Origin of the sequence: Caballeronia sp., from assembly GCF_049581465.1 — a bacterium.
Classification (GTDB): Bacteria; Pseudomonadota; Gammaproteobacteria; order Burkholderiales; family Burkholderiaceae; genus Caballeronia.
Genome location: NZ_JBAUSA010000010.1, coordinates 1 through 2,928 on the forward strand (window position 1 = coordinate 1; position 2,928 = coordinate 2,928).

Sequence of the window (2,928 nt, forward strand, 5' to 3'; positions counted from 1 at the left end):
TCAACTTCTCGGCGATGACGTCCCAATACACGCAACAGAACCCGGACTCGACGAAGAAAGGCACCGCTCCATTCGGCTGGGATCGCGCAACCAACAAGGCGGTCGCTCCCAAGGCGTAACACGCCGTCGCCCGCCGCACTCAGGCCTTTGCGGGTTTCACCGCGGGCGACCGTCCAGCTAGTTCAACCGGTTTCACGTTATGTCGGCAAATGCCAACGGTTATCCCGTGCCTATGTTCGAGCGGCTTGTCGAGAATGCCGACGCATGGCTGCGCGGGGAGGACGCGCTTCGGCAATCCGTCGCGCGTGAGCTGTCGCGTCTGCTGAATGCGCGTTCGCGCTTGACGATGGAGGCGTTTGCCCAAAGCGATGGGACGGTGATCGACTACGGTGTACCCGATTTCTCCGAACGTTCGCTGCGCTCAGGCCCGGATCGTGACGCGATCGCTGCTGCGATCCGGCATGCGATCACGCTGTTCGAGCCGCGGCTTGTCAATGTCACCGTGACGTTCGCATTTCCGTCAGGGCAGGACCAGCCCCCCGTACTCGCAATCGGCGGCGACATGCGCCAGGGGAAGTCGGTCGAACACGTCTTCTTCGAACTGGCAGCGAACGGCAGCGGCATCCTGGATACTCGCTCGCTGGAGCTTGGCTGACATGGAGTCGGACGACATTCTTCAGTACTACAAGCGCGAGCTGTCGTACCTGCGCACGCAGGGAGCCGACTTTGCGCAGCGTTACCCGAAGGTTGCCGCGCGCCTCGCGCTACATGGCACCGAATCGCTCGATCCGCACACGGAGCGCCTGATCGAGGCGACCGCATTTCTCGCTGCCCGTGTGCATCGCGATCTCGATCAGGCGTTTCCGGAGATCGCGGGAGCGTTGCTTGAGAACGTCTGTCCGTCGCTGGTGCAGACGATTCCTTCGATGACGGTCGCACAGTTCGATCTCGATCTCACTCAGGGCAAGGTGACGGCCGGATTTCGCGTGCCGCGTCACACGGGTCTTGCCGCCCGCACCGAATCGGGAGAGTCGTGCCGCTTTCGCACCGCATGGGACACCGTGTTGTGGCCGTTGAAGATCAGCCGCGCAGTCTTTGGCGACGATGCCACGCTGCGCCTGACCCTCGAATGCGAACCGGGAATCGAATTTGCCGAACTCGAATTGACGCAGTTGCGTATTCATCTGCACGGCGATTGGATGGTGACGATGCCGCTCTACGAGTTGCTCGTGTCGGGCGTAACCGATGTCTCGTTGCGCCCGGAGCAGGGACCGGCCGTGATGCTGTCGCCGTCCGCGTGGCGTGAGGTTGGCTACGCCGAGGAGGACAGAGTATTGCCGCAGCCGTCCCACGCGCACCCCGCGTACGGGCTGATGCAGGAGTACTTTGCGTTTCCGCGCAAGTTTCATTTCTTCGACCTGACTGTGCCCGCCGGTCGCCTCGGCACGGGGCGTACTTGCGATGTCGTATTGCATCTGGACCACGTGCCGCGCGGGCTAGGAATGCTCGGCGCGCAGCATTTCCGGCTTGGCTGTACACCGATCGTGAATCTGTTCTCGCAGACCAGCGAGCCGATCGTGCTCGACCGTCGCCAATACGAATATCGGCTGGTCGCAGATCAGAAGCGCGAATCGATCACCGAGATCCATTCAATTCTGTCGGTGGTCATGTCCGATCCAGCGAAAGACCGCGCGACGACGGTGCCGAGTTTCACCGCAGCGGAGCGCACCGGGGGCGATGAGGCAGGCAGCGACACGATGTTCTGGTTCGCGCGCCGTGAGCGCAGCCTGCGCAGCAACCTGTCCGGCGTGGACGTGTACCTGGGCTTCGTCGATGCGGGCAATGCAGCAGGCCATCCCGATGCGCCGGTCGCCTATGCGAACGTGCTATGCACCAACCGCCGGCTCGCCGAACAGGTGCCGGTCGGGGCGCGGATGCTAGTCGAACGGGTTTCGCAGAATGCGCGGGTGCGCTGCCTCTATGAACCGACTGCGCAGCGCGATCCTCCGCTCGGCAGCGAGACGCTTTGGCGTCTGGTGTCTCTGCTGACGCGCAACTATCACTCGCTGGTCAGCGGCGCGACGGGTCAACGCGAGCTGCAGGAGATGCTGCGGCTGTTCGCATCGAACGGACCGCGTGAGCAGGGCCAGATTCGCGGGATCAAGAGCATCGCGGCGATCAACGTCACCGCGCATGTAGGGGGCGACGCGTGGCGCGGCTATTGCCGTGGCACCGAGGTCAGCATCGAGTTCGACGCTGACGCCTTTGTCGGCGGCTCGCCGTTGCTCATGGCCGCGGTGCTTGCGCGCTTCTTCGCTATGTATACATCGGTCAATTCCTTTGTGCGGCTGGTCGTGCGCCGTGGAGACGAGATATGGAAGCAATGGGAGCCGATGAGCGGTTGCCAGCAGTTGCTTTGATAGAGCGTCTGGTTGCGCAGCCACAGGGTTTCGACCTGTTCCAGGCCATCCATCTGCTGGAGCGTGCGCAGCCTTGGGCGCGGGCGCTCGGCTACGGCGACGGCACGGATGAAGCGGTGCGGTTCAAGGGATTCGTGTCGCTGTCGTTTGAGGCCAGCGATATTCGCAGCGTGAGCCGCCATCCGCTGGCGATAGACGCTGCAGACCAGAAGGCGGCGAGTGATGCTGCACCCGCGCCGCGCGAGACTTATACGCTGACCACGCCGGTGATGACGCTGGCGGGTGCGAGCGGACCTTTGCCGTTGCCGTTCACGGAGATGGTGCTCGCGCGGCGCACGGCGCGCGAGCCGGCGATGGCCGATCTCCTCGATATTTTCAATCACCGCTTCCTCTCGTTCCTGTACCGGAGCCGGCAGAAACATGCGCCGGCGCTGAACGGGCGCGCCCCCGATGACGCCGCGCTCGCGGCATGTCTCGACGCACTCGGCAACCTGGGCCTGCACGGTGG

Annotated in this window: 3 protein-coding genes; all 3 read left to right on the top strand. The window is 63.7% G+C overall.

Features of this window, described 5'->3' with window-relative positions; all coding sequences use genetic code 11:
* The first annotated feature begins 199 nt into the window (after positions 1 to 199).
* A complete protein-coding gene (gene tssE / locus WCA53_RS00185) occupies positions 200 to 655 on the top strand; it encodes a type VI secretion system baseplate subunit TssE (RefSeq protein ID WP_423903961.1) in 456 nt (151 codons plus the stop codon).
* 1 nt (position 656) lies between these two features.
* Positions 657 to 2,420: a type VI secretion system baseplate subunit TssF gene (tssF, locus tag WCA53_RS00190; RefSeq protein WP_423903963.1), complete on the top strand. Its 1,764-nt coding sequence runs from the start codon at positions 657 to 659 to the stop codon at positions 2,418 to 2,420.
* Positions 2,375 to 2,928 (top strand): type VI secretion system baseplate subunit TssG (locus WCA53_RS00195; RefSeq protein ID WP_423903964.1); only part of this gene is annotated, 554 nt, incomplete at its 3' end. The genes tssF and WCA53_RS00195, both read left to right, overlap by 46 nt.